Here is a 25,711-nt window from a genome sequence, read left to right as displayed (position 1 = left end):
AAGAATGGCGATATTATTACCGCCGATATTGCGAGTTCCGCCTGATCCAACACCGTATTTTAGCAAGGCATCTATAGAAGCTTGCATTACTTTTGCATGTTTACTCATACCCAAATAGTCATTAATGCACCACATAACTATTTGTTTATTAGCGTGTTCTGCAAAAGGAAAATTATCGGCTTGTCTTTTTAAGGCCTTAAATTCTCGATATCTTCCTTCGCTTTTGATCTTATCTATATGTTTGCTAAATATAATATCGTAATAAGACATTTTCTCGATGTCATTCCCGCGTAGGCGGGAATCCATTTTATTAATTATAAAATTCTATAATCGGATATTTTAAATGTTCTTTCTGGATTCCCGCCTACGCGGGAATGACATCGAACAGAACAACAAATTCACGTTTGCAACTATTCTACATTAAAATTAAAAAAGTTTAAAGTTATAATATGGCTTTTTGTACAATATCGTTTAATCTCTTTGAAAATGCACCTGTATCAGCAACCGGTTCACCCTCTAAAATACAGGCTTGATCAAATATTAGATTAACCAATTCTTCATTATTTTTATTATTTGCTTTTAAGTCGTTAAAGATTTTCTCTATGATTTTATTTTTAGGGTTTAACTCTAGATTTTTAGCTGAGGCATTAGCTATTTGTTTCTGCTCAATCAAAAATCTCTCCATACGAATATCCATAGCAGCGTCGCTAACGGCAAGACAAGCAGGACTTGAAGTAAGTTTTTTAGAGATCTTAACTTCTTTTACCAACTCCCCTAGTGTTTCTTTAAAATAATCTGTTAGCAATTTATATTCATCATCGGATTTTTTACTATCTGTATTTTTCTCCTCAGATTGTGAAGTAGTTTGCTCTACATCGATATCGCTTCTTGTCACTGATTTAATAGCATGTTCTTTATATGTGCTATTAACATTTACCCAAAAATCATCCACTGTATCGGTAAAAAGTAATACATCGATTTTTTTACTTAACAACCCTTCGATTTGTGGGCTTGAAAGTAATTTATCGGGGTTATCACCGCTTAAATAATATATAGTACTCTGCCCTTCTTTAAAATTCGCTATATATTCGTCAAGGCTGATCATTTTATTATGCAAGGCACTTCTGAATATGCATACCTCTAATAATTTTTCATGGTCGGTAGTAGCCTCACATAAACCCTCTTTTAAAGCACCGCCGAAATTAGCCCAAAACTTATTATATTCTTCAGGTGATTCCTCTTTCTTTTTTCTAAGCTCGCCAAGCACTCTTTTTGTAATAGCATTTTTGATTTTCTCAAGCACGCTATTATGCTGCAGTGATTCACGGCTAATATTTAATGGTAAATCTTCTGAATCAACCACGCCTCGTAAAAATCTTAAATATGACGGGATTAAATCTATATTCTCATCAGATATAAATACTCTTTTTATATATAATTTTACTCGCCTTTTGCGATCAGGATGGAATAAATCAAATGTTTTGTTTGATGGAATGAAAAGTAGGTTAGTAAATTCTATAGCTCCCTCGTTTTTATTATGCATAGTTATCCAAGGGTCATCAACGGCATAAGATAGGCTTTTGTAGAATTCTTTATATTGTTCTTCCGTAATTTCCGATTTCGGTCTTGTCCATAATGCAGAAGCTGAATTAAGCTGGATTTCATTATTACCAGCTTCATCAAAGAAATATATCGGTACTGCTATGTGATCGGAATAGCTTTTAACGATGTGTTTTAATCTAAAATGATCAAGGAATGTATCTTCTTCCTTTTTGATATGTAAAACGATTTCCGTGCCTCTTGTGAACTTTTTATCTGAATCTGAGACAGTATATTCACCAAGCCCGTCTGATTCCCAAATATGGACTTTATCTTCCCCAGCTTTTCTTGAGGTTACAGTCACTTTATCGGCTACCATAAAGCTTGAATAAAATCCAACACCAAATTGACCGATTAGCATATTGTCTTTTTTAGAATCACCGGATAGGCTTTTAAGAAAATTTGCCGTACCCGATCTTGCAATAGTACCGAGATTTTCAATTAAATCGTCTTTATTCATGCCGATGCCGTTATCACGGATAATGATTTGTCCGTTATCTTTATCGACTTTAACTGTAATTTTAAAATTGCTATCGCCAGCTACTAATTCACTATTACTTTGAGATAAATAACGTAATTTATCACAAGCATCCGAAGCATTGGAAACTAACTCCCTCATAAAAATCTCTTTATTACTATAAAGAGAGTGAATCATTAAATTTAAAATCTTGCCAACCTCGGCATCAAATTTCTTTTTTTCTTGTGTCATAATTATTCCAGTTAATAAATTATTTTTTCGTCATATGACTGCTTATGTCATTCCTGTGGAAGCAGGAATCTAGAAAATAATAAATATAAACTGGATTCCTGCATAGGCGGGAATGACATTGAAAGTCTAGTAACAACAGCACCTTATTTAATATAGGAATTAATAATCAAATTTAAATAGTCTTCATTAATATTTTTTATTAATATCGTTTTTAAGCTATGAGTATGACCTTTAATAATTTCGATATTACCGCGTGATAATTTCCATTTTTTTGCTAAATAATTTATGATTTCTTCATTCGCTTTACCTTGTTCCGGTATTGCTTTTATAGATAATTTTAGATATGGGATATTATTAATAGTTACAAAATTGCTAATTAGATTTTGTTTAGAATTAGGCTTTACTTTAAAACTAAGTAAAGCCTGATGTGAAGAAGAATTGTAATTGTAGAATTTATCCATGAATATTTTTTATCATATTTGCTTATTATTTTTAATAAAAAAAGAATCCTTGAAAAACTTTGCTTAAACTGATATAACGTTTACCATAAATGTTTAGCACCCTTAGCTCAGCTGGATAGAGCAACAGATTTCTAATCTGTGGGTCAGAGGTTCGAATCCTTTAGGGTGCGCCATTCTTTATTTTTTTCGGTATTTCTACAAACGTATCAAACCGCAGATGTAGCATAAAATCAAGCTTTTGAATGTTTAACTGAATATTAATTGTCTTTCACCAAGTCTCTAAACTAAGCAGCTTTTCTCTTTCTTTTAAATAGTAAATTTATCACCTTATAAAACGAAATATTAATAATTTAATTAAAAATATTTCTCAAGTTTATTAATTTAAGCTTTAATTTCTTTTGTGTTAACTAATATTTAATAATCATGATATTACAAGTATAGCTCCATATGTAGACATAAATATGAAAATTTGCTTAATGAAGCTAATAATGGATTAAAAGAAGAAATGATTATTAATACTTATGAAAAAGGGAAGGAAAATCCTGAAAACAAAAAAGCAATTTCTCAAGAAATCAAAAAAGAATTAGAGAATCTAGATATATGGTGCAAAGAAACAGCTAAAAAAGATAATTCGCATGTTTTTAAAAATATTGGACAAGTTATAAAACATAGTTTTAAAGCTTTGGCTAACATAGGAAATAAAGAAGTTTGCAAAAAAGAACAGAAAGAAGTAGGTATTTATATGGATGCTATAACACATGCTAATAAAAATACTAAACAAACACTAGAACGCATAAGGGCTACTGTTAACAAACATAAATCTTCCCTTCCTCATTCTATTACTACTCCCAAGAATATATAGCAAAAAAGCAAGCGAGGATCTGTAGAAAGATAAAGAATAATTACTCGAAGCTGGTAAATGTGTTGATAATCGTCCACTAGGGTATGCCATTAACCGAAAACCAACAAGCCGCCTTAATCTCGTTTATTTTCAACTGTGGGGCTGGGGCATTTCAAGCATCAACATTGCGGTAAAAGCTAAACCGAGGTGAATATGCAAACGCTGCTAACGAGTTACTGCGATGGATGCGTGCTAAAGGCGGTCTTAAGCTGCAAGGCTTAGTGAAACGTCGGCAATATTATAGATTATAATTATTATTAACTATTAAAACTTCTGATTATTTCCTTTAATTCTCTAATAATACCGCAATTTTATAATTTTTGCTGAGTGTCTTAAACTAAGAGATATTACAGGAAACCTGCTATAAATATTTATCAATTAAGCAGACATCACCGGAGAAGGAGCAAAAGATTTTGTCGGATAATTTCCACTTTCTTTCTCCAATTTTTCAAAATGAAATATACCAAATCCAATACTTGTTAGAATCATAATAATTAATACTCTCCAGTTTCCAAAGGTTTTTATTAAATGAAGAAAACCAAAAGAGCTAATAACATACATACAAGCAGCTGATACAGCATATGTAAATGTTACGGCAGTAAAACGTTTAAAGATTGGAAAATGTCTAAAATAATTTGGTACAGCCGGCATAACATTAAGGGCAAAAGCCATGATAAGTGCTTGAATATAAATTAATAATATTTCCTAATGCCTAATTACAAATCAGAGGAATATCTAATATATTAGACCAAACTTTATCCCAACCTTTTGCATGAGAAATATTAGGAAAAGTTTGCTTTTTTACACACGGTGAGTTACTTGTTTTTACGTAAAGTGCTGCTATGAAAGGCGGGACTCTTTTGTCATCCATGCCGGAGAGATGTAATTGAGGGATATTATTAACCTGTTTTGCATAATTTATCGGGTTTAAGGATTTAACTAAGTAACCACGATAATTATGATATTTATCAAACTTTTTAGTATCTAAATTACCGGCAATCGTCATAATATCTTTAACATTACTATTTTGAGCGGCAATTAATATTGTAAGCCCGCCGCCACCGGAGAAGCCGACTAAGCTAAATTTTTGTCCGTTATTGATAATATTTATGACATTGTTAATTGAATCTACGACTTCCTGCCCCATTCTTTTATCTAACCAATAATCGCTAATGCATTTTGAGTTCATTTCTAAAGGAGTATATTGGCAAGGTCTTGCTATATAAACAATATTCGGTCTTTTATCCATTGTAGCAAGCTTTAAGAGCATCGGATTAACGGGAGTAGGGTTGTCGGAATTAGCAGATCCATCCGCAAGATGTCCATCTCCCTCAATATAGAATACAAAAGGTAGGTTACGGTCGGTAATACGCTGATAAGTAGTAAGAGTAAAATCACCACCGTTTACTAGCCTCATCTGAAAGTTATTTTGAGTTGCTATATCTTGCGAATGCTTTACCCTGCTAGCTACATCATGAATAGTAGAACATCCTGAAAGAAATATTGGTATTAAAAATATTATTGCCCAAATAAAATTTTTCATAACAATTTTGATTAAAACGGTATTTCGTCGTCTAAGTCGCTATGGTCAAAGGAATAATTTTTAGTTTCAGGATGTTTATATTCGCTATACCCTGAATCTTGAGTATGATTATGAGAGTTTTTACTATCTAATAATATTAATTGTGAATTAAAGTTTTGTAACACAACTTCCGTGGTATATTTTTCTTGACCTGAATTATCATTCCACTTACGGGTTTGCAATAAACCTTCAATATATAATTTGCTACCTTTTGTGACATAGCGTTCTACAACAGATACTAACCCTTCACTAAATATCACTACTCTATGCCATTCAGTTCGTTCTTTTCGTTCGCTGGTAATGCGATCTTTCCAAGTTTCGGTTGTTGCTAAGGAAAGATTAATGATTTTTTTCCCTTCGCCCGTAGTTCTCATTTCCGGATCACGCCCTACATTACCTATTAATATTACTTTATTTAAACTACCTGCCATAGATTACTACCTACTTTAAAATATTATTATTGCAATAATAAAATAAAAGAGCCTATAATACTACAGGTTTTTTAAAAAATATCTCAAAAATTTTGTAGTGAAGTGATTATGAACCAAGAATATATTAAGGTGCGCGGTGCTAAAGAGCATAATCTAAAAAATATAAATGTTAATATTCCAAGGAATAAATTTGTTGTTATTACCGGTCTTAGCGGTTCAGGCAAGTCTTCTTTAGCGTTTGATACTATTTATGCAGAAGGTCAAAGGCGATATGTTGAAAGTTTATCTTCATATGCAAGGCAATTCTTACATTTACAAAATAAACCTAATGTAGAATCTATTTCCGGATTATCGCCTGCTATTGCAATTGACCAAAAAACTACTTCCAAAAATCCACGTTCTACGGTTGGAACTATAACAGAAATTTACGATTATCTTAGGTTATTATATGCAAGGGTGGGTATTCCTTACTCTCCGGCAACCGGTCTTCCGATACATAGCCAAACAGTTTCCGAGATGGTAGATATAATTAATGAACTACCTAAGGGTACGAAAATATATTTACTCGCTCCTATTGTTAGAGGACATAAGGGTGAGTTCAAGCGTGAAATTATGAATCTGAAAAAGCAAGGCTTTCAGAAATTAATAGTTAACGGAGAAGTTTGCGAAATTGATGATTTACCGAAACTTGATAAAAATAAGAAGCATAATATAGAAGTGATCGTTGATAGAATAGTTCTAGACGAAAGTTTAGGTAATAGACTTGCAGATAGCTTAGAGAGTTCGTTAAATCTTGCTGAGGGTATTACTTATTTGGAAATTGTAGAATTACCGCCAGCAGTTAAGAGCGAGTTTGAAAAAAATCAGCGTATTACTTTTTCCGAGCAATATTCTTGTCCGGTATCGGGTTTTCAGCTTACTGAAATAGAGCCTCGAATCTTTTCTTTTAATAGCCCTTTTGGAGCATGTCCTAAATGTGAAGGGATAGGTAAGGAGTTTTTCTTTGATAGAGATTTAATAGTTCCGGATCAAAGAATTTCTATTAAAGACGGTGCAATAGTGCCTTGGGGTAGTACAGCTTCTAAATTTATCCTAGAGACATTAAAGGCTCTTGCCGATCATTATAAATTTTCTATTGAAGTACCTTTTGTAAGTTTATCACAAAATGTTAAGGATATTTTATTTGAAGGTTCAGGAGAAGAGGCAATAAAGTTTGAATTTCACGATGGTTCTAAAACGCAAATAATAAAACAACCTTTTGCCGGTATAATACCAAGTTTGCAAGAAAAGGACCGTACTATAGAATCGGTTTTAATTAAAGAAGAACTAGCTAAATTTAAGTCAGAGCATAAATGTACTGCTTGTTCAGGGTTTAGATTAAAAGACGAAGCATTATGCGTTAAAATAGCAAATTTTCATATAGGCGAAGTAGCAGGTATGAGTATTGCAGCCTTGCAAAAATGGTTTAGTCACTTAGAAGAAAAATTAAATAAAAAGCAATTATTTATTGCTGAGCGTATACTCAAAGAAATTACCGAGAGATTAAAATTTCTTATGAATGTCGGGCTTGATTATCTAACGTTATCACGAGAAGCAGGTACTTTATCGGGGGGGGAAAGTCAGCGTATTCGTCTTGCATCTCAAATAGGTTCAGGACTGAGCGGTGTTTTATATGTACTTGATGAGCCGTCTATCGGTCTTCATCAACGAGATAATACAAGATTAATTGAGACACTAAAAAGGCTTAGAGATCTGGGTAATACCGTTTTGGTAGTCGAGCATGACGAAGAAACAATATATGAAGCAGACCATATTATTGATATAGGACCGGGAGCTGGTATTCACGGCGGTCGTGTTATTGCGGAAGGAAATGCTGAAGAAATAAAGAATTTTGAAGAAAGTATCACAGGTAGGTATCTAAGCGGTCGTCAAACAATCAAAGTGCCGTCTGAAACAAGAGTAGGGCATGATAATAGGGCAATTGAATTACTTGGGGCGGTTTCCAACAATTTAGATAATGTTGATATCAAAATTCCGCTTGGTACTTTTACCGCTATAACGGGAGTATCGGGAAGCGGTAAATCAAGCTTGATGATTTATACTCTATATAAAGCGGTTCTAAAGCATTTAGAGCCAACTAGCAAAGTATTTCCCGGCAAATATAGAGAGTTAAAAGGACTTGAATATATTGATAAAATTATCGATATTAATCAATCTCCAATAGGTAGAACTCCTCGTTCAAACCCTGCGACTTATACAGGTGCCTTTACCCATATTAGGGATTGGTTTGTGGAATTACCTGAATCAAGAGCTAGAGGGTATAAAGTAGGCAGATTTTCGTTTAACGTTAAAGGTGGTAGATGTGAAGCATGCCAAGGTGACGGGCTAATAAAAATAGAGATGCATTTCCTACCTGACGTATATGTAAAGTGTGATATTTGTAGCGGTCACAGATATAATAGAGAAACACTTGAAATAAAATATAAAGGTAAATCTATTGCCGATATTTTGATGATGACTGTAGAAGATGCGATGCAGTTTTTTGAAAAAATACCGTTAATCTATGAAAAATTAATTACCTTAAATGAAGTGGGTCTAGGCTATATTAAAATCGGTCAGTCTGCTACTACTCTTTCAGGTGGTGAAGCACAACGCGTTAAGCTTGCTAAAGAATTATCAAGACGTTCAACCGGTAAAACGCTTTATATACTTGATGAACCGACTACAGGATTACATATAGACGATATTAATAAATTGTTAAAAGTGTTACATAAACTTGTTGATATGGGCAATACCGTTTTAGTTATCGAGCATAATTTAGATGTTATAAAAACTGCAGATTATATTATTGACGTCGGTCCTGAAGGTGGTGACAAAGGCGGTAAGATAGTTGTATGTGGCACCCCTGCCGACATCGCTGCCTGTGAGGAAAGCCATACCGGTAGATATTTAAAGCAATATTTGATGTATTTCTAAATTATCCTTAACACTCATCTCTTGATTTCGTTAAGAAAAATTAATCTAATCCTTGCTATTTTCTAAAAATTATCATATTTTGTGGTTATTACCATGTTTTATGGTTTTCTGTAGAATAATTATAAGAGAAGAAATTAATGAAAGTTACAGTTAATAGTATTGAAAAAAATTTATAATTTATTAACTACCGAAGAATGGATAGATGATAAAAAAGATCCGAAGAAACGCTTAGAACAATTAAACAAAAAACTAGCGAAAGCTAGTAATCCAAAAGAAAAAATTAATTTAGAAAAGGCCATAACAACCTCAGAAGAAAATGCTAAAAGTAATCCCATGACTTTAAAAAAAGCTGGAATAAACCAAAACGATGCTGAAATATTATTGGCAAATATTCATGTATTATATAAAGAGGGCTTTAATAAAAAGTCTAGTGATACATTAAAAGAATTATTAGAAAATAATTTTGATCAATTAAATACTAATTATGTTTTTGAAAAAATACATAAGCAATATTTAAGTACAAATACACGCCTTAAAAAAATCTTATTAGTAAAGAACTATGTAAGGAAGTATTGCCATATTGTCAAATAATCGCTGACTTATATACGGAGAATGACGGTTTAAATTTTTTAGAAAAAAAATTATCTACTTACTTTGGAAATTTAGAAGATATAAAAAGTTACTTAAAAACTGTTAATTATGATACAAAAGAAACAATAGAATTGAGTTTTCAATTTAATTTACCACAAAAATTGTCTTCCAAAACATTAGAATTTTTTCAAATTTTAAATAAATCTGGAAGAGACTCATTATATATTTTCAGTAATGCACACTTACTGGAAAAAACTGAAAAATTTCAAAAAATTCTTAAAGAAAATAAATTAAATGATTTTCAGCAGATAACTAAAAATGATTTAAAGAATTAGTAAATCAAGTAACTGAAATAGTAATTAAAGAATCTTATAAGTACAACGAAGAAGAATTATCAGAAGAAAATAAATTACATGCAAAAAATTTAGCTAATTTTTCTAAATTACCTGCCGATGATATGAGAGGTTTTATGCTTGGTAAATTTAGTAATTCTTACCAATCTATAGGACATGATTCTGAAAGATGTGTTTTAGACGGTATGAGTAAAGCAAATGCCGGTTTTTATATAATTACGGATGATAAAGGAAATATAAGAGCTTAGTCATATGCTTGGCTTGCTGGAGAGGGAAAAAAGAATGAAAAAGCTACTTCTATGGTACTAGATTCATTTGAGCATTTAGGGAAAGAAGATAAATTATTATTTGTACCTATAATAAATAAATTGAGAGAAGCATTACGAAAACAAGCATTAAATTTATATGTAGGATGTGGCGGACAAACTCCTAAACTTGATATAAGCACTATACTTCATCCAAAACCAATGGAACAAGATTTATATATGGCGATGCAACAAATGTTTATCCTATTACAAGAGAAGTACCAACAATAGAATTAAACTTAGGAAAGAATGCTAATAACCAGGTTAATCAATATTCTACTATTGAAGAGCTAAAACTGATAATAAATTACTACAACAAATTATAATAAGTAAGCAAATTAACCGAGATTTAACAGAAGAGGAAATATCGTTGCTTAAAATAGGTTTTACTTTTGCACAAATTTCAAATATAGAAAACGATAAACAAGAATTCTTTGTTGTGAAAATGACTATATATAAAAAGTTTGACTGACGCTGGTGTTAGTGTGAAGGAATTACTTGCAATGGAACCAAGTCAGCAAGACTTAGTTATTAAAAATAGTTTGTGGGTAAAAATCTTAATTGACGACGGTCTTAGTATAAAAAAATTACTTGCTATGGAAGTAGGTCAGCAGAAACTCTTTATTGAAAATAGTTATAAGGTAAAAAGCTTATCTAAGGCCAGGCTCACTACGAAAGAATTGTTTAATGTGATAACAGGCCAACAAGAATCAGGTAATATAAATGAAAATGATTTAACTCAGTTCGATAATACGGATCACAATGCATTAAAAGTAGAGGTGATAGGTGATGCTACAGAACAAGCTTAGGTGAGCGTGGAATACAATTCAAGTATAATAGAATTCTTGCATAACATAGCTAATAAGGAGAGATCCTTTTGGAGACAAATGAGTTAGAATTCTAATGCTTATGGTCATGGTGGTGGGTATAGAAGCCTAGAGCAGAAAGTGCATTTGAGAATTCAGAGTTAGGAGTTATTTCATTTGGTATTCCGCTGCAACATATGTGACCGTTTAAGCATATCACTTGATCGGAGTTTTTTATTACGGTAAATAAATCATGAGAAATCATAAAAACCGTAATATTTAGCTTTTTACGAATCAAATTAATAAGCTGATAAAATTCTTGTTGGCTTGTTACGTCTAAAGACTGTAACGGTTCATCTAAAATAATTAAGTCGGGATTATTAACTATTGAACATGCAAGAACTACCTTTTGAAACTGCCCTCCTGAGAGCTTAGAAATTTCTTGATCTTTTATATGTTCCAAATCAATAAATGAGTTTATCTCTTTAATATTGTTATTAAAATTACTCGGTGCTAACAACTCTAAAAATTTTTTTACTGTAATAGGTAAATCAGGGGTTAATCCAAACTTCTGCGGTACATATCCAATTTTTAGTTTGGGATCAATTATAATCTCGCCGCTTGTAGGTTTTTCAAGCCCAAGCATTAATCGTACTATGGTAGTTTTACCTGCACCGTTAGGTCCGATTAAAGTAGTGATATTATGTTTTTTGACAGTGAAACTAACGTTATTTATCGGCAATTTATTACCGAATTTTTTAGATACGTTACGAAACTCGATTATAGGTTTTTGCATGTGTCAATTCACTTCTGTCATCCCGTGGCTTGACCACAGGATGACACAGTGGGCAATAAATAGTATTCATTAAATAGAATAAATGCCGATTAGTTCTGCCTCGGCAAGTAAATGTTTTTGCAGGGCTAATACTAAATCTTGCTTGCTAGCATTCTCATCAAGCTCAAGATAATCATTTAGAGCATATAGTTTAAAAAAATAACGATGAGGTTTTCCGGCAGGTGGACAAGGACCGCCGTATTTTTTTTCTTGCCAGCTATTATTTAAAATTTTAATACTACTATCTATTTGTCCTTCTGAAAGCTTAGTAATAGAAGCAGAAATATTATATATTACCCAATGATTCCATATACCGTGTGGCGGTGCTATTTCTACCGGTGCATCCGGATCATCCATTATAAGTGCAAAAGATTTAGTATCTGAAGGAGCATTACTCCATTCTAGATGTGGTGAAACATTTTGTCCTTTACAAGTAAATTTATCAGGAATGCGATCATTATGTTTAAATGCTGTACTTGTTATTATGAAAGTCATAGGTTGCTCCTTTTGTTATAACGTAATTGCGAGCAGCCATAAGCTGCGTGGCAATCTCATGAAATAATAAAATACCTGAGATTGCTTCGGCAATTACTTCGTAATTTTCCTCGCAATGACGTTTTGTCTATCAATTCACAACTTGCCATTGTCCGTCAGGTTGGCGACATGCATTACCGTATGCTTTTTGTTGTTTTCCGCCTATTACAACTGTTTGAGTGTACTCACGGCAATATTGACCAGTGCTATTTCTATAAGTTTTATTAGGTGTTACGTAACCGTAATTGCCGTTATCCGGATTACGCCATTCTACGTTACTACCGCTAGGAGCTGTTTCTAAAGCTCTCTGTGAGGTAAGCTCTGCAAGTCTTCTATCCTGCTCATCCATACCTGCACCGATTTGTCCACCAAGAACTGCTCCAAGTAATGCACCTACACCTACTCCAACAAGCTGTCCTTTGCCCTTACCGAATTGAGAACCAAGTAATGCGCCGCTAGCACCGCCAAGAAGTGTTCCTGTACCTTGTTTATTCATACCGCCCGGACCGTTACAGGCTTGTAACATAGAAGCTGCAAGAGCTATAATCATAATTTTAGATAATAGTTTCATATAATTCTCTCTAAATTAATATATAATTTAATAAGTATATGGTTTTTAGAATTTTGTAAAGCTAAAACTAGATTCTGTAAACAAAATTTAAATTATTTGTATTTTAAAATATTATTTTTAATTTTGTTCACGGAACCTCATTATAATTGAATTTTATATTTTCTTTGTTAAACTATAAAAAATAAATTGGAAAGATTTGTCATGGATACTAATAGCCGTAATCGGTTAATAAAATCGGCATCTTATTTATCGGTTACTACGGCATTAATTATTTTAAGTATAAAATTATATGCTTGGGTTGTTACCGATTCGCAATCAATCCTTGCTTCTTTAATTGATTCAATGCTTGATATAACTTCCTCCTTTATTAATCTAATAGCTTTAAGATTTGCCCTGCAACCGCCGGATCATCATCATCGATTCGGGCATGAAAAAATGCAGGATTTAACAATTTTTTCTCAATCGATATTTTTCTTTGCTTCAGCTTTTTTTGTAGGCTTTGCTTCGGTTAAATCTTTATTTGAAAAAACAAAACCGGAGAATATTAGCGACGGTACTACTGTAATGTATGTATGTATATTCTTAACAATTATTTTAGTGCTTTATCAAACTTATGTAATTAAAAAAACAGGATCGGAAATAGTAAAAGCCGATAAGCTTCATTATTTCACGGACTTACTAACTAATGTTATAGTAATTATCTCTATAAATTTAAGTGATTATTTTTGGTTTGTTGACCCATTATTTGGTGTAGTTATTGCGTTATATATATTTCACTCTTCTTATTCTTTATTTAAAAAGGCATGTAAAAATTTAGTAGATCATGAATTACCCGAACAAGATAGACAAAAAATTATCTCGATAGTTAATAACCATTTAGGGGCAAAAGGTATGCATGAAATGAAAACTAGATATGCCGGTCAAAAAGCTTTTATCCAGTGCCATCTGGAAATGGATGGCAATATGTCGCTTTATAATGCTCATAAAATTAGCGATGAGATTGCTTTTGAAATATTGCAGGAATTTCCGGAGGCTGAAATAATTATCCACCAAGATCCTTTTGGAATCGAAGAACACGTAAATTACCGTGAATATATTGTTAGATAAAGAAGCTAATTTTAATAATTTTTTCATGGAGCAAGCTTTAAAACAAGCCAAGATTGCTTTTGATAAAAATGAAGTCCCGGTCGGAGCGGTAATTGTAGATAGGTTAAATCAGAAAATTATTGTTAGTACCCATAACAATACGGAAGAAAAAAATAACGCTCTTTATCATGCTGAAATTATTGCTATTAATGAAGCATGTAATCTTATATCTTCTAAAAATTTAAATGATTATGATATTTACGTTACTTTAGAACCTTGTGCTATGTGTGCGGCAGCTATAGCTCATAGCAGGTTAAAACGTTTATTTTACGGGGCTTCTGATTCCAAGCACGGAGCAGTCGAAAGTAATTTGCGATATTTTAACAGTAGTGCTTGTTTTCATAGGCCGGAAATATATAGCGGAATTCTTGCCGAAGATTCAGGGCTATTAATGAAAGAGTTTTTTAAGAGGATAAGAACTGTTATTTCTAGCCACAGAATGACATAAAGAAGTAAGAAAACATGCTAAAACTATTAACCCCCTATTATTTTAATAAATTATCAAAGGTTATAATACCTATATTAGCTATATCTACTTGCATAATGATGATTATAGGTCTTTATTTAGCCCTCATAGTTTCGCCGGTAGATTATCAGCAAGGTGAGTTTGTACGCATTATGTATGTTCATGTCCCTGCCTCTTGGATGGCTCTTGGTGTTTATGTTTTCATGGCAGCATGCAGCTTTAGCTATTTAGTATGGAAAACTACTATTAGCTATTTGCTAGCCGTAGCTTCTAGTTACGTTGGGGCTACTTTTACTTTGATTAGTTTAGTAACAGGTTCTTTATGGGGAAAACCTATATGGGGGACATGGTGGGTTTGGGATGCAAGACTTACCTCCATGCTCATATTATTTTTATTATATTTAAGCTATATTATTATAGTGAATAGTGCGGATAATATAAGAAAGGCACAAAATCCTTCTTCTATTATTGCTCTTATCGGACTGATTAACATACCGATAGTAAAATTCTCGGTAAATATTTGGTATAGCCTGCATCAGCCTGCTAGTGTTTTAAGGCTAGGGAGTCCAACTATTCACTCTTCAATGCTAAAGCCTTTAATTATCATGTTTATTAGTTTTATATTATATTTTCTATTAGTATTACTTTTAAGAACTTCTATATTAATCGACAAAATCAAAAACAGATAATAAAATGACTTATGTTGTAACCGATGAATGCGTAAAATGTAAATATACCGATTGTGTTGAAGTATGTCCTGTAGATTGTTTTTATGAAGGTGAAAGGGAAGATGATTTTATGTTAGTCATTAACCCCGATGAATGTATAGATTGCGGCGTTTGTGTTCCTGATTGTCCTATAGGTGCTATTAAACCCGAATCACCGGGGTTAATAGAATGGGTAGAACGTGCAAAAGATTTTATAGAAAATAAAGGATGGACAAATATTACAAAAAAAAAACCTGCTTTGCCTGATGCCGATAAATTTAAAGATGAGAAAGATAAGTTTAATAAATACATAGGTTCTGTGAAGATTTCTAATTGATTTGTTATTTTGAGATATTTTAAAGCGAAAATTATAAGCTTTTTGAAGGAATAGTTAATCCTATTTCAAAAAAAATTTTATAATTTGTAGCCAAAAATAGCCAAAATTAAATCTTTTAGAAATCTTCACAGAACCTAAAATAACATGAATTAACTATATGTGTTTATTTTGTCACAAAACTTAATAAAAGCTTTATTATATGAATCTAATTGCCGATTAAATATAGAACTAAAAAATATAATATGTTATATATGCCATTAATGTTTAATTATTTAATTTGAGGTGCTAATCATGAAAAAATTACTTTTAATAGCTGCTACAAGTGCAACAATTTTATCTTCTAGCGTATCATTTGCCGAGGGCATGGATAATGAGTGGTATTTAAGAATAGATACCGGTGCAGCAATGTTTAATGAAGAAAAAGATAAGGCAACCAGTGTTAAATTAAAATCTAATACAACTGTTCCAGTTGATTTAGGTATCGGTTATTATATTTCTGAAAACTTTAGAGCCGATTTAACTTTAGGTACTATAATCGGTGGAAAGTTAAAGAAATCCGGAGCTACGACTAATGCACCTTTTACCGGTACTAATGTTTCAGCAAGCCATAAACCTACTATTACACGTTTACTTGTTAACGGTTATGTAGATTTAACTAATTTTGAGATGTTCGATGTTTTTGCTGGTGCCGGTGTTGGTCCTGCATTAGTTAAAGAAAAAATTACATATAATGGGATAACCGGTCTTTCATCTAACACTAAAAACAGCACTAATATTTCTTACAAGCTAACTTTAGGTACTTCTGCACAAATTACCGACGGTGTTAAAGTAGAACTAGCTTATAGCTGGATAGATGATGGTAGAACAAAAAGTAAGAATGTAATTTACCAAGGAACAAGTGTACCAATCGGTGGTATGCGTTATCAAAGCCACAACTTAACAGCCGGTATAAGATTTGATATATAATTAACAAGAATATATTAATAGTTTTAGGTAATAACCTAATATCATACCGTGGCTTAACCACGGTATCTAGAAATACAAAAAAAAAGACTGGATTCCGTGGTTAAGCCACGGAGTGACATTAGACGATAACTCAGAAATGTCACTTAAAGCTATTTTTTATCGAATTTAGGTAAAAATTGTAAAATTATTATCTAATATCGTTTTTACTAACAACTAATAAAATTTAAAGGAAAAATTTAACAATATGAAAAAATTACTTTTAATAGCAGCTGCAAGCACAGCACTTTTAACTTCCGGTCTTTCATTTGCTGATTGCGATATGAATTCTTCTGTAGATTCATCTACTAATTCATCGATGTCATCATCTGTGGAAAATCAATGGTATTTAAAACTTAATGCCGGTGGTGTGATTTTTAACAAAACAAAACCTAAAGGAGTAGATTTTAAGTTAAAGTCTAATACAGGATTTACAGGTGAGATCGGTGCGGGTTACTATATCATGGATAATCTAAGAACCGATTTAACAATTGGAACAGTAGCAAGTAGTCATTTAAAGAAATCAAAAACTTATCCAAACGGTAATTCTTTCTCAGTAAAAAATAAACCTACTATTGTAAGTTTATTACTTAACGGTTATGTTGATTTCGTCGATTTAAGCATGTTTAAAGTATTTGCAGGTGCAGGTGTTGGTGCTGCTTTTGTAAAGGAAAAAATTAACTCTAAAGATATTAAAAATGGTATAACTGACACTTTCAACGGTACTACTAAAAACAAAACTAACTTTGCTTATCAATTATCTTTAGGAACTTCATTTGAAGTTGCACAAGGTGTAAAAGCTGAACTAGTTTATAGCTGGAGAGATTACGGTAAAACAAAAAATACCACCAAAACTATTGACGGGGATAAAGTTAAATTTGGCGGAACCCGTTATAAAGGTCATAACTTAATGGCAGGATTAAGATTTGATATGTAATTAGTCTTAAATCTTTTTACAAGCTATTAACACGAAAAAGGAGTCTTTAATAAAGACTCCTTTTTTTGTTTGTGTGCCTTGGTATTGCCTACGTGGATACTGAGACGTCATGAGCTAAGCGACTGCAAGGTATTATCGCATGATTCAGCTTTTTCGTTATTGCGAGGAAAATTACGCAGTAATTGACGAAGCAATCCAGTAAAAAATTCTGATTTACAGCATTTTTATTGTTTTTCCTAGATCCTACGGCTGCGGAGTTGTTGTATGGTTCGAAAAGCCCGTACGAGTACGAGCCAGGCAACAACACCTACAAGTTTGCGGAGTTATAGTAGAGATGGCATTGATATTCATGCCAACAAACTCTTAATCTAAAGACTCTTTTTTCCTTTATAAAACGTTACGTTCATTTGATGTATTGCTGCAAAGCCTAAATAAATTTTAATACGTTCTAGAATAATATCTTGATAATAAGGTAATTCTGCTGCAGTAGCATTATCTTCAGCTTGTATAAACAGCGTATTAATCTTTTGTTTTTTATAAGTATAGGTGGTGATTTTTAAAGGTAATGCTTTAGTGCTGAAGTTAAACCCGACTATTTTATTCCAGTTAATCATGATTTCAGGCAGTAATGGATGTTGTTTGGCAAATATATGTCTAACTATTTTATCGATATCCTCTTTAATTAGCTTCATTTTAATAAACTCTGCACTGTTAAAGTTATGACGGCTAAAGCAAGCATTATAGATATTACGGGAAAATGTAAAGATGTAACCGATATGATCATTAAAAATATATTACAAACTGCTATAATCGATACTACTTGTTTATGAGATTTACCTTTTTGTACTGCTTTTTGAAAAAAATGCTTTAAATGAGGCTGCCAAATTTTTTCTTTATTGAGTAGCCGAATTAATATGGTTAGCACTGCATCAGTGATATAATATAAGCTAGCAATAGCACAAGCTATAAATAAATTAGTGTTTGTAAGAGCCAGCAGGAGCAAACAAAGACCCGTTAAGAATCCAAGACTAATACTTCCCACGTCTCCTAAAAATATTTTTGCCGGATGCCAATTAAATATTAAAAAACCACAAGCACAACCAAGAATAATAACATTTACACTAGCTATAAAATATGGATTATTAATAGCTGGAAATTGTAAAAAACATAATATAAGCATAGTGCTAGATAGATGGATAGATTCCACACAACTCATACCGTCTATACCGTCCATAAAATTATATATATTAATAAAACCGCTTAAAGCTATAACTAAAATAGAATATATTAGTATATGTACAGAGTTTAGCTGCGAAAAAAGAAAAATAGCAAAAGCTGCACAAATTAAGTGGACTATTAAACGAATTAGAATAGGCACGGCTTTTAAGTCATCTAAAAAGGAAATCGAAGCAATTGCCAATAATAACGGTAATATTTTTATTGAATTAACAAAGTTATTGCTCGTTATATATTCAAACCCGCTCAAAGCAATCATTACAACAACTACAATAGCAAGACCGCCGCCGCGCGGTGTTATCTTATCATGAGAACGACGGTTACTTGGTATATCAACTAAACCGATAGTAGGAAGATATTTAGTTAATATATATGTTAATATAGCGGTGGATATAAAAGAAAAAATAAATAATGTGCTGTAGCTATTTATATTCATAGGAACATATTAGATTTAAAACTATAATATTTGTTATTACTTATAATGACATGATCATTAATATTTACGGTTTGGTATGTCTCTACTATCTTATTTGTCATATGAATGTTGGCTTTTGAAGGTTCAGAGCTACTGCTTGGATGATGATGCACAAGTATAAGGCTGCTTGCTTCGTTAAATAAAGCTCGTTTAATTATCTCACGTGTATATACTGCAGCTTGGTCTATAGTTCCTTGACTTAAAACCTCATCAGCTAAAATATTTTTCTTATTCAAAAATAATATACGAAATTGCTCGAGTCGCATATTGCCCATATTAACTTTTAAATAATCAATCCAAGAACTCCAAGAAGCACTGATATTTTTATTTATTATTTTTTGTTTCAATACTCTAATTTATCAACTCACGTATTAGAGCAAAATTGATATATAAATTTTCATTGGTGCCTTTAATACTAAGTAACCTTTCCTTATCAAGGTTAATTAAATCCGTAATATCAAAATGATCAAGTAATTTTTTAGTAAGAGGTTTTATGTCTTTACGAGGGATAGCCGAAAATAACATTACTTCAAGTAATTCGTAATCGGAAAAATGTTCTGCTCCAGCGGCAACGAAGCGTTCTTTTACTCTTTTACGGTGACCTATATAATGAGGCGTATCTATTTCATCATTACTAAATTCTAACAAATTATTTTCTAATATTCTTTATGTTTATTCAAATCATAAATAAGTAAAATGTTGCTGATGTCATTCCTAGCTAAAAGCGGGAATCCAGTAATCTTTAATGTCATCCTAGCTAACTTGATCGCGGGATCTAGTCTTTTTAAATGCTTTTTGGATCCTGTGGTCAAGCCACGGGATGACACCAAGTGCCTTTTTCGATCCACGCAACAATGTTCCGCGGGAATGACATAGATAGCCATACAACAAAATCAATTTTTACCCTACAGTTTAGTATGGAGGATAATCAAGTTTTTTAGGTGATAACGTAAATATTTCAAAACCGTCTTTAGTCACACCTATAGTATGCTCAAATTGAGCCGATAATGATTTATCACGTGTAGTAACTGTCCATCCATCTAGTTTACTTAATATAGTGTCATAATTACCGGCATTTATCATAGGTTCAATGGTGAAAAACATCCCTTCTTCTAACGTTAGACCCGTGCCGTTGCGACCGTAATTTAATATTGACGGTTCGTCATGAAAAACTCTTCCAATACCGTGACCCGTATAATCTCTAACCACAGAATAATTATGTTTCTCGGCATAGCTTTGGATAGCATGTCCGATATCACCGAGTTTAGCACCGGGTCTAACTACTTCAATCCCTTTCATCATTGCATCATAAGTTACTTGAATAAGACGCTTTGGTTTAATTGCTACGTCACCGACATAATACATACGGCTAGCATCACCGTACCAACCGTCTAAAATTACCGTAACATCAATATTTACTATATCACCGTTTTTTAACGGTTTATCGTTTGGAATGCCGTGACAAACCACATGATTTATAGAAGTACAAATCGATTTCGGAAAGCCTTTGTAATTTAACGGTGCAGGAACGGCATTATGAGAAGTAATAAAATTATGACAAAGGCCATTTAAACTATTAGTAGTAATGTTCGGTTTTACGTGATCAGTAATAAAATCGAGCGTCTCTGCAGCTAATTTTCCTGCTGCCCGCATCTTTATGAAATCTTTTTCCGTGTAGATTTTTATGGTCATGAATTTTGGTTACCTTTCCCTCAAGTAAAAAAATATATTTTTCATAATACAAAATGGCTCTTTTAATGTAAATAACTTATCCTATTATTGAGAAGTGCTGCTATGTTACTTGATTTAGGTTTTGGATATTATATAATTGCTAATATAATTATTATTTAACATAATGGGTGTAGTTAGGTTATTATTTGCTCTTTCTGTTGTGGCTGCACATTCAACTTCTAATCCATTTCTTAAATTTATAGGTGCAACAATTGCAGTACAATCTTTTTTCATGATTTCCGGCTTTTATATGGCTATGATTCAGAGCAATTATACAAGCAAAATAAAATTTTGGAAAAGTAGATATTTAAGGCTTTATCCTACTTATATCTTTTGTATTGTAGTTACTTTCTTCTTGCAGCAAAAATTTGTTTATTGGAATTAATAATAATACAGTACATTTTACAAAATACTTTAATTGACTCCACGCCTCTTCTTTATCAATTTTTGTTGATACCTACTGGTTGGTCAATTGGGTTAGAAATTTCTTTTTATTTAATGGCACCTTGGATTCTAAAAAAGAAAAATATCTATATTTTATCTATAATTTGTATATCTTTAATTACTAGAATTATTCTTCAGTTTAATGGATTTATAGGAGATTCTTGGTCTTATAGATTCTTTCCTTCTGAACTTGCAGTTTTCTTGATTGGTAGTCAAGCATTTTATATTTATACTAATCAAGAAATAAACGAAAAAAAGTCTTGGCTTAGTCAATTACTCTATTTATATATTATATTAATAATTATTACTTTTCCGTTTATCCCAATAGAGCCTCAACTAAAAAAATTACTTTTTTATTGTTTATTTGCTCTATCTTTAGGAAAAATATTTGACTTAACCAAAGATAATAAGTTAGACAAATTAATTGCTTTACTCTCTTACCCAATATATTGTTGTCATTTAATTGTCTTGTATAATATATTACCTGCTATTTCATATTGGGCTGATAATGGGACATTTCTTAATACGTTGGTTACTTTTATAACAGTAATAATTAATTTCTTTATTGAAAAGCCTATAGAGTATTATAGAAAAAGATATAAAACTCATAATTTAGCTTAATATTTAAAACTATGCTATATTACATAAATAAAATTCTTTCAAACAATAAGGTACAAGCGGTTATCTTAGGGATAATCGGGCTTGGGATTGTTACTGTTCTCACGTCATATAATATAGACGATCCGTCTTTTAACTCGGTCACAACAGAGTACCATAGTAATTTAGTAGGAATTTTTGGCTCTTATTTATCGGATTGTTTATATCAATTTTTTGGGTTGGCTGCTTTTATTATACCGCTTGCTTGCTTTGTTTGGGGGAGAAATTGTTGGTATGGAAGATATCGCGGCTCATTTATCCGTATGTTTGTAATGTTGCTTGCTCTCGTTAGCAGTAGCACATTATTATCTAAGATTAAGCTAGAATTCATACCGGCAAATGCAGGTGGAGCTATCGGAATAATAGCTTCTAATTTTTTTGAGCGATTTACAAATCAACTATACTTATTATTAATATTTTTTACCTTTATTATATTAGTTGTTTTATTTGAAATTAAATTTACTTCTTTAAGTAATTTTATTATTAAGCTAGGTAAATTTTTAATCTATCGGATACAATCTTTTTTACATAATGTATTTTCACGATTGTCGTCTATAAGATTATTCCCTACTAAAAACAATGATAAGATAAATATAACTTCTTCTTACCAAAAGCCTGTAAGTGAAAAAGTAAAATTCCCTGAAGAAGCGAGATCCGTACCTGCAAATCCTATAAAATTCTTTAGCAAACCTGTTAGCCCTAAAATATCTCAAAGCGAAATAGCAGAATTGCCGCCTATTTCGTTATTACGTAATCCTGAAAACCATCATGTAAAAGGAGCTTCTTCCTCAGAGCTTAAACAAAAGGCTGAAGAGTTATTAACCGTGCTGAATGATTTTGGAGTTAAAGGGCAGATAATTAATATCAATCAAGGACCGGTGGTAACTCAATATGAATTTGAGCCGGCAGCAGGCACGAAAACATCAAGGGTAGTAGGATTATCTGACGATATAGCACGCTCACTATCTGCTTTATCAACAAGGATAGCAGTCATACCCGGCAAAAACGTGCTTGGTATTGAGCTTCCTAATAAGCAGCGTGAATTCTTTTGCTTAAAAGAACTTATAGAGACCCCAGAATACCAAGACAAATCAACTTTATTGCCGTTAGTCTTGGGTAAAGATTTAGCAGGTAAGCCGCTGATTGCCGATCTTGCTAAAATGCCTCATTTATTAGTAGCAGGAACCACCGGCTCAGGTAAATCCGTCGGTATTAATGCGATGATTGTGTCGCTCTTATACCGCTATACTCCCGAAGAATGTCGCTTTATCATGATTGATCCGAAAATGCTTGAATTATCGGCTTATGATGGAATACCGCATTTGCTAACTCCCGTGGTAACCGAGCCTTCTAAAGCGGTAGTTGCTCTTAAATGGGCAGTTAAGGAAATGGAAAACCGTTATAGAATGATGAGCAATATCGGTGTTAAGAATATCGCAGGTTATAATGCAAAAATCTTAGAAGCGGTTAAAGAGAATAGGGTAATTGAGCGTTCGATTCAAACTGGTTTTGACCCTGAAACAGGTAAGCCTATTTACGAAACCGTTACAATGAACATGGAAAAACTACCTTACATAGTGGTTATTGTTGATGAGATGGCTGATTTAATGCTAGTTGCCGGTAAGGATATTGAGATGCTGATTCAAAGGCTTGCTCAGATGGCAAGAGCGGCAGGCATCCATATTATTATGGCAACGCAAAGACCTTCTGTAGACGTTATTACTGGTGTCATTAAAGCCAATTTTCCAAGTCGTATTAGTTTTAAAGTTACCTCTAAAATCGATAGCCGAACGATTTTAGGAGAGCAAGGTTCCGAGCAGTTACTCGGTATGGGTGATATGCTATTTATGGGGAGTACTTCCAAGATAAGTAGGGTACACGGACCGTTTGTTAATGAAGCCGAAATTGAGCAAATTACGGAATATTTGAAAGAGAGCGGTACGCCTGAATATATCTCTGCTGTTACCGAGCAACCTGAAGAAGACGATAGTAGCATTAATATCGGTGATGGCACCTCTGATGAAGTGCTTTACAAAAAAGCTGTGCAGATAGTGCGTGACGAACGCAAATCTTCCATTAGCTATATCCAAAGGTCACTTAGAATTGGCTATAACAAAGCTGCCAACTTAGTTGAGAAGATGGAGAAAGAGGGAATAGTCTCACCACCGAATCATACAGGTAAAAGAGAGATATTATTGCCTGAGAGGTAGGGTATTTTTTCGTCATGCGCTACGCAGCCGTAGGCATTGTTGCATGGCTCTTATATCACTCCTGCGAAAGCAGGAATCCAAGAAAAAAGTATAGATACAGCAAATTTTTGAAATTCAAAGCTCGATTTATCTCGCTTTATGCTGGATTTCTGCTTTCGCAGGAATGACATAAATATATTTATCATTGACATTCGAATTTGATAAAGCTTTAGGACAAAAGCTTTTACAAAAAGCAATATATGCTGGTGATTTAGAGTTAGTAGAAACTTTATATAGTAAAGGTGTTGACTCCCAGTACAAAGACCAATTAGGACGTATAGCTCTGCATCATGCTATAAAAGCTAATTGTGGTGAAGAATTAATACAGTTTTTAATTGAACACACTGCAGATATTAATTATCGTGATAAATCAGGTCTAACACCGCTGGCCATGGCGAAGGGTAATCATTGTGTCCCGGTTACAGAATTATTGCTCAAAGCTAATGCTTCTGAATATTATATGTATGATGATGTTATTAAGGTGTTAGGAGAATATGGATACTAAACAGTCATTGCGAGTGGGCATTGCCCACGTGGAGTAATTCCCTCCCTGTCATCCCATGGTTTGTCCACGGGATGACACCCAGCAGATTTCTCGAGCCATGCAACAAGGCCAACGCCGCTACGGAATGACATCTATACATTGTAAAACTATCATCTATATTATTAATTATAATAGACATATTAAAAAAGTTGCGTTAGAATTACAACACTTTTTAAGTGATTTAATTTTTATTAAGGTTTACATATGGCGAATATTTCTCCAAAATTATTTCAAAAAGCAATACAACAAGGTCTTAAAGCCGCTTTATTCACCACCTCAACCGCAGCGATAGTGCTGAGTAGTAGCGGGGCACTCGGTGTTGCTGCAGGTGTTATTTCTACTAATAATGCAGCATTTAGTGATCTTGCTGTTGCCAATAATTGGAATGAGATAACGGCTGAAGGGGTAGCTAATGGTGCTCCTGCTGACGGTCCTCAAGACAATTGGGCATTTACTTACGGTGGTGATCATACTATCACTGCAGATAAAGTCGGTCGTATTATTACGGCTATAAATGTTGCGGGTACTACTCCCGTAGGTCTAAATATTACTCAAAATACCGTCGTTGGTTCGATTATGACGGGAGGTAACTTGTTGCCTGTTACTATTACTGCCGGCAAAAGCTTAACTTTAAATGGTACTAATGCTGTTGCTGCAAATCATGGTTTTGATGCTCCTGCCGATAATTATACAGGTTTAGGAAATATAACTTTAGGGGGAGTGAATGCTGCACTAATTATACAATCTGCAACCCCGGCAAAGATAACACTTGCAGGAAATATAGATGGAGGAGGTATAATAACTGTCAATACAGATGCTGCCATTAACGGAACAATAGGTAATGTTAACCCAGCAGCTCAAATAAGCGTTGGGGCAAGCACCCTTTCTCTCGGGGGAGCGGTTATTAAAGCTACTACGACTAAATTAACAGATGCTGAGTCGGTATTAACCCTTACAAATGCAAATGCAGTATTAACAGGTGCGATAGATAACACCACAGGCGGTGATAATGTAGGTGTCTTAAATTTAAATGGTGCATTGAGTCAAGTAACTGGGAATATAGGTAATACAAATTCATTAGCCACGATAAGTGTAGGAGCAGGTACAGCCACGTTAGGGGGAGCGG

The 25,711-nt window shown here is 33.0% G+C and carries 30 protein-coding genes, 1 tRNA gene and 5 pseudogenes; 21 read left to right on the top strand and 15 right to left on the bottom strand.

The genetic code is table 11. The features are described 5' to 3' along the window. The 3 genes and pseudogenes from RGRA_RS0107985 to RGRA_RS0107975 form a co-directional block, all read right to left on the bottom strand. Positions 1–270 (bottom strand): annotated as a pseudogene (locus RGRA_RS0107985) (5-aminolevulinate synthase); the annotation flags it as partial. A 172-nt stretch (positions 271–442) separates the two neighbouring features. Then, positions 443–2,308 (bottom strand): molecular chaperone HtpG, encoded by a 1,866-nt coding sequence (gene htpG, locus RGRA_RS0107980; protein WP_017442737.1) that lies wholly within the window; start codon positions 2,306–2,308, stop codon positions 443–445. A 143-nt stretch (positions 2,309–2,451) separates the two neighbouring features. Beyond that, positions 2,452–2,769, bottom strand: coding sequence for an A1G_07140 family DUF167 domain protein (locus RGRA_RS0107975; RefSeq protein ID WP_017442736.1), 318 nt, complete (start codon positions 2,767–2,769; stop codon positions 2,452–2,454). Between the two features lie 96 nt (positions 2,770–2,865). On the opposite strand from RGRA_RS0107975, the gene RGRA_RS0107970 reads away from it, so the two are divergent. The 3 genes and pseudogenes from RGRA_RS0107970 (at position 2,866) to RGRA_RS14485 (ending at position 3,921) form a co-directional block, all read left to right on the top strand. Continuing rightward, a tRNA-Arg gene (locus RGRA_RS0107970) sits at positions 2,866–2,942 on the top strand. Positions 2,943–3,238: 296 nt separating this feature from the next. Then, positions 3,239–3,631 (top strand): hypothetical protein, encoded by a 393-nt coding sequence (locus RGRA_RS09570; RefSeq protein ID WP_017442735.1) that lies wholly within the window; start codon positions 3,239–3,241, stop codon positions 3,629–3,631. An 83-nt stretch (positions 3,632–3,714) separates the two neighbouring features. Continuing rightward, positions 3,715–3,921 (top strand): annotated as a pseudogene (locus tag RGRA_RS14485) (lysozyme). 127 nt (positions 3,922–4,048) lie between these two features. Here the strand turns inward: RGRA_RS14485 and RGRA_RS0107960 are convergent. From RGRA_RS0107960 to RGRA_RS0107950, 3 genes are read right to left on the bottom strand one after another with little or no spacing between them, the layout of a single operon-like run. After that, positions 4,049–4,342, bottom strand: coding sequence for a hypothetical protein (locus tag RGRA_RS0107960; RefSeq protein ID WP_017442734.1), 294 nt, complete (start codon positions 4,340–4,342; stop codon positions 4,049–4,051). Positions 4,343–4,382: 40 nt separating this feature from the next. Then, entirely contained in the window at positions 4,383–5,213 is an 831-nt protein-coding gene (locus RGRA_RS0107955) for an alpha/beta hydrolase family protein (protein WP_017442733.1), read from the bottom strand. A gap of 11 nt (positions 5,214–5,224) precedes the next feature. After that, the gene (locus tag RGRA_RS0107950) at positions 5,225–5,683 is read right to left on the bottom strand and encodes a single-stranded DNA-binding protein (protein WP_017442732.1); all 459 of its coding nucleotides are present in this window, start codon (positions 5,681–5,683) and stop codon (positions 5,225–5,227) included. Positions 5,684–5,791: 108 nt separating this feature from the next. Between RGRA_RS0107950 and uvrA the strand changes: the two genes are divergently transcribed. From uvrA to RGRA_RS09555, 6 genes are all read left to right on the top strand, one after another. Further along, positions 5,792–8,659, top strand: a complete 2,868-nt coding sequence (gene uvrA / locus RGRA_RS0107945; protein ID WP_017442731.1) for an excinuclease ABC subunit UvrA — start codon at positions 5,792–5,794, stop codon at positions 8,657–8,659. Positions 8,660–8,818: 159 nt separating this feature from the next. Then, positions 8,819–9,250, top strand: a complete 432-nt coding sequence (locus RGRA_RS14005) for a hypothetical protein (RefSeq protein ID WP_017442730.1) — start codon at positions 8,819–8,821, stop codon at positions 9,248–9,250. Beyond that, positions 9,232–9,585: a hypothetical protein gene (locus tag RGRA_RS0107930; RefSeq protein WP_024547407.1), complete on the top strand. Its 354-nt coding sequence runs from the start codon at positions 9,232–9,234 to the stop codon at positions 9,583–9,585. Before RGRA_RS14005 ends, RGRA_RS0107930 begins: the two co-directional genes overlap by 19 nt. 122 nt (positions 9,586–9,707) lie before the next feature. Continuing rightward, on the top strand, positions 9,708–9,851 hold the full coding sequence (locus RGRA_RS14000; protein WP_017442729.1) for a hypothetical protein: 144 nt from the start codon (positions 9,708–9,710) through the stop codon (positions 9,849–9,851). Between the two features lie 51 nt (positions 9,852–9,902). Next, complete coding sequence (locus RGRA_RS0107920) at positions 9,903–10,139, top strand: hypothetical protein (RefSeq protein ID WP_017442728.1); 237 nt, start codon at positions 9,903–9,905, stop codon at positions 10,137–10,139. Positions 10,140–10,411: 272 nt separating this feature from the next. After that, the gene (locus tag RGRA_RS09555) at positions 10,412–10,717 is read left to right on the top strand and encodes a hypothetical protein (RefSeq protein ID WP_095531982.1); all 306 of its coding nucleotides are present in this window, start codon (positions 10,412–10,414) and stop codon (positions 10,715–10,717) included. A gap of 91 nt (positions 10,718–10,808) precedes the next feature. On the opposite strand, the gene RGRA_RS0107910 is transcribed toward RGRA_RS09555, so the two are convergent. Together RGRA_RS0107910 and RGRA_RS0107905 are read right to left on the bottom strand one after the other, a co-directional pair. After that, positions 10,809–11,510, bottom strand: a complete 702-nt coding sequence (locus RGRA_RS0107910) for an ATP-binding cassette domain-containing protein (RefSeq protein WP_017442726.1) — start codon at positions 11,508–11,510, stop codon at positions 10,809–10,811. Positions 11,511–11,579: 69 nt separating this feature from the next. Further along, positions 11,580–12,044: a YbhB/YbcL family Raf kinase inhibitor-like protein gene (locus RGRA_RS0107905; protein ID WP_017442725.1), complete on the bottom strand. Its 465-nt coding sequence runs from the start codon at positions 12,042–12,044 to the stop codon at positions 11,580–11,582. A gap of 45 nt (positions 12,045–12,089) precedes the next feature. On the opposite strand from RGRA_RS0107905, the pseudogene RGRA_RS14765 reads away from it, so the two are divergent. After that, positions 12,090–12,176, top strand: a pseudogene (locus tag RGRA_RS14765) (lytic transglycosylase domain-containing protein); the annotation flags it as partial. Here RGRA_RS14765 and RGRA_RS0107900 read toward each other — a convergent pair. Then, on the bottom strand, positions 12,175–12,654 hold the full coding sequence (locus RGRA_RS0107900; protein WP_017442724.1) for an RT0821/Lpp0805 family surface protein: 480 nt from the start codon (positions 12,652–12,654) through the stop codon (positions 12,175–12,177). The pseudogene RGRA_RS14765 and the gene RGRA_RS0107900 sit on opposite strands and share 2 nt — an antisense overlap. A gap of 201 nt (positions 12,655–12,855) precedes the next feature. On the opposite strand from RGRA_RS0107900, the gene RGRA_RS0107895 reads away from it, so the two are divergent. The 6 genes from RGRA_RS0107895 (at position 12,856) to RGRA_RS0107870 (ending at position 17,249) form a co-directional block, all read left to right on the top strand. Beyond that, positions 12,856–13,761, top strand: a complete 906-nt coding sequence (locus RGRA_RS0107895) for a cation diffusion facilitator family transporter (protein ID WP_017442723.1) — start codon at positions 12,856–12,858, stop codon at positions 13,759–13,761. Then, positions 13,742–14,248 (top strand): nucleoside deaminase, encoded by a 507-nt coding sequence (locus RGRA_RS0107890; RefSeq protein ID WP_017442722.1) that lies wholly within the window; start codon positions 13,742–13,744, stop codon positions 14,246–14,248. The genes RGRA_RS0107895 and RGRA_RS0107890 overlap by 20 nt, the downstream gene beginning before the upstream one ends. A 14-nt stretch (positions 14,249–14,262) precedes the next feature. Next, complete coding sequence (locus RGRA_RS0107885; RefSeq protein WP_017442721.1) at positions 14,263–14,955, top strand: heme ABC transporter permease; 693 nt, start codon at positions 14,263–14,265, stop codon at positions 14,953–14,955. Between the two features lie 4 nt (positions 14,956–14,959). Further along, complete coding sequence (locus RGRA_RS0107880) at positions 14,960–15,310, top strand: ferredoxin family protein (protein ID WP_017442720.1); 351 nt, start codon at positions 14,960–14,962, stop codon at positions 15,308–15,310. Positions 15,311–15,601: 291 nt separating this feature from the next. Continuing rightward, positions 15,602–16,276 (top strand): outer membrane beta-barrel protein, encoded by a 675-nt coding sequence (locus RGRA_RS0107875; RefSeq protein ID WP_017442719.1) that lies wholly within the window; start codon positions 15,602–15,604, stop codon positions 16,274–16,276. 244 nt (positions 16,277–16,520) lie between these two features. Beyond that, complete coding sequence (locus RGRA_RS0107870; protein WP_017442718.1) at positions 16,521–17,249, top strand: outer membrane protein; 729 nt, start codon at positions 16,521–16,523, stop codon at positions 17,247–17,249. A gap of 368 nt (positions 17,250–17,617) precedes the next feature. Here the strand turns inward: RGRA_RS0107870 and RGRA_RS0107865 are convergent, their stop codons facing one another. The 6 genes and pseudogenes from RGRA_RS0107865 to RGRA_RS12020 all read right to left on the bottom strand — a co-directional run bounded on the left by RGRA_RS0107865 (position 17,618) and on the right by RGRA_RS12020 (position 20,925). Beyond that, positions 17,618–17,941, bottom strand: a complete 324-nt coding sequence (locus RGRA_RS0107865) for a DUF721 domain-containing protein (protein WP_010977842.1) — start codon at positions 17,939–17,941, stop codon at positions 17,618–17,620. Continuing rightward, positions 17,938–18,921: an MraY family glycosyltransferase gene (locus RGRA_RS0107860; RefSeq protein WP_017442717.1), complete on the bottom strand. Its 984-nt coding sequence runs from the start codon at positions 18,919–18,921 to the stop codon at positions 17,938–17,940. Before RGRA_RS0107860 ends, RGRA_RS0107865 begins: the two co-directional genes overlap by 4 nt. Next, a pseudogene (locus RGRA_RS0107855) lies at positions 18,908–19,307 on the bottom strand (JAB domain-containing protein). Before RGRA_RS0107855 ends, RGRA_RS0107860 begins: the two are co-directional and overlap by 14 nt. Before the next feature lie 4 nt (positions 19,308–19,311). Then, positions 19,312–19,623, bottom strand: a complete 312-nt coding sequence (locus RGRA_RS0107850; protein ID WP_024547406.1) for a UPF0758 domain-containing protein — start codon at positions 19,621–19,623, stop codon at positions 19,312–19,314. Positions 19,624–19,872: 249 nt separating this feature from the next. Next, the gene (gene map, locus RGRA_RS0107845) at positions 19,873–20,652 is read right to left on the bottom strand and encodes a type I methionyl aminopeptidase (protein WP_017442714.1); all 780 of its coding nucleotides are present in this window, start codon (positions 20,650–20,652) and stop codon (positions 19,873–19,875) included. A gap of 114 nt (positions 20,653–20,766) precedes the next feature. After that, positions 20,767–20,925: a hypothetical protein gene (locus RGRA_RS12020; RefSeq protein WP_157668046.1), complete on the bottom strand. Its 159-nt coding sequence runs from the start codon at positions 20,923–20,925 to the stop codon at positions 20,767–20,769. Here RGRA_RS12020 and RGRA_RS14755 point away from each other — a divergent pair. The 5 genes and pseudogenes from RGRA_RS14755 to RGRA_RS0107820 form a co-directional block, all read left to right on the top strand. Continuing rightward, positions 20,852–21,076, top strand: a complete 225-nt coding sequence (locus RGRA_RS14755) for an acyltransferase family protein (RefSeq protein WP_408005792.1) — start codon at positions 20,852–20,854, stop codon at positions 21,074–21,076. The genes RGRA_RS12020 and RGRA_RS14755 overlap by 74 nt on opposite strands. After that, complete coding sequence (locus RGRA_RS09550) at positions 21,067–21,756, top strand: acyltransferase family protein (RefSeq protein ID WP_157668045.1); 690 nt, start codon at positions 21,067–21,069, stop codon at positions 21,754–21,756. Before RGRA_RS14755 ends, RGRA_RS09550 begins: the two co-directional genes overlap by 10 nt. 11 nt (positions 21,757–21,767) lie before the next feature. Further along, the gene (locus RGRA_RS0107835; protein WP_017442713.1) at positions 21,768–24,002 is read left to right on the top strand and encodes a DNA translocase FtsK; all 2,235 of its coding nucleotides are present in this window, start codon (positions 21,768–21,770) and stop codon (positions 24,000–24,002) included. Between the two features lie 184 nt (positions 24,003–24,186). Next, positions 24,187–24,546, top strand: a complete 360-nt coding sequence (locus RGRA_RS0107830) for an ankyrin repeat domain-containing protein (protein ID WP_017442712.1) — start codon at positions 24,187–24,189, stop codon at positions 24,544–24,546. A gap of 243 nt (positions 24,547–24,789) precedes the next feature. Further along, positions 24,790–25,711 (top strand): annotated as a pseudogene (locus tag RGRA_RS0107820) (autotransporter outer membrane beta-barrel domain-containing protein); the annotation flags it as partial.

Source organism: Rickettsia gravesii BWI-1 (assembly GCF_000485845.1).
GTDB classification, from domain to species: domain Bacteria; phylum Pseudomonadota; class Alphaproteobacteria; order Rickettsiales; family Rickettsiaceae; genus Rickettsia; species Rickettsia rickettsii.
This window is presented reverse-complemented; position numbering and strand designations above follow the sequence as displayed.